This is a genomic window from Pseudomonas sp. 05N434 (assembly GCF_056396965.1).
This window is the reverse complement of sequence record NZ_JBFTMK010000891.1, coordinates 1-1,185: the sequence shown is the minus strand read 5'-3', so window position 1 is coordinate 1,185 and position 1,185 is coordinate 1. Positions and strand designations below refer to the sequence as shown.

The window sequence follows — 1,185 nt, the reverse complement described above, 5'->3', positions numbered from 1 at the left end:
CGGCAACACCGAAGGGGAATTCGGGGTGACGAACTTGTTGTCGTGGGTGATCCCGAAGAAGTTGGCCGAGCCGACTTCTTCGATTTTGGTGTGGGTCATCGGGTCCAGGTAGATGGCGTCGGCGAAGTGCGCCTTCTTGGCCTGGGAGCCTGGCATCAGGCTGGCGGCGTAGTTGCCACCGACCTTGGCCGCGCCGGTGCCTTGTGGAGCGGCACGGTCGTAGCTGGAGATCTGGAAGTTGTGTGGGGTCAGGCCGCCCTTGAAGTAGGCGCCGACCGGGATGCAGAAGATCGAGAAGATGAACTCGGGTGCGGTACGCACGCCGATGTTGTCACCCACGCCGATCACGAACGGACGCAGGTACAGCGCGCCGCCGGTGCCGTAAGGCGGAATGAAACGCTCGTTGGCGCGGACCACGTCCTTGCACGCTTCGATGAACTGTTCGGTGGACACTTGCGGCATCAGCAGGCGCGCGCAGCTGCGTTGCATGCGGGCGGCGTTCTGGTCCGGGCGGAACAGGTTGATCGAACCGTCCTTGCAACGGTAGGCCTTCAGGCCTTCGAAGCACTGCTGGCCATAGTGAAGGGCAGTCGAGCCTTCGCTGATGTGCAGCACGTTGTCTTCGGTCAGGGTGCCTTTGTCCCACTCGCCATTACGCCAGTGCGACAGATAGCGCTTGTCTGTCTTGATGTAGTCAAAACCCAGCTTGTCCCAATTGATGCTTTCGTTACCCATGACACCCTCTATCACTTAACAACCGTCGAAACGGTTCAAGGCTTCTGACATTTTTCTGGATGGGGACAACAATACTTCATTCCGGGCCTAAATCGCAGCCCGGACTATCGGGTGATTGGCAGATTTCTTAGCCAGCTCATGAAACTTGTCGCCGATCTTTCATCATTCGAAACCCTGTGGCGAGGGAGCTTGCTCCCGTTCCGGTGCGCAGCACTGGTAAAACCGAACACTGCGGTGTATCAGGCAAATCGCAGTGACGCGGTTGGGGCCGCTTCGCAGCCCAGCGGGAGCAAGCTCCCTCGCCACAGTTGAGCGGTTACAAATGCAGCGCGTGACCCAACGCACGCAACGCCGCTTCCTGCACCGCCTCGCCGAGCGTCGGATGCGCGTGGATGGTGCCAGCGATGTCTTCCAGCCGCGCGCCCATTTCCAGGCTCTGACCGAACGCGC

Annotated in this window: 2 protein-coding genes; both read right to left on the bottom strand. The window is 60.1% G+C overall.

Annotated features, from left to right (window positions below):
- Window positions 1-735: branched-chain amino acid aminotransferase (locus AC1DLB_RS30465; protein ID WP_477786338.1), on the bottom strand; the 735-nt coding region annotated here is incomplete at its 3' end.
- 316 nt (window positions 736-1,051) lie between these two features.
- The coding region (locus AC1DLB_RS30460) for a hypothetical protein (RefSeq protein ID WP_477786339.1) at window positions 1,052-1,185 on the bottom strand (134 nt) is incomplete at its 5' end.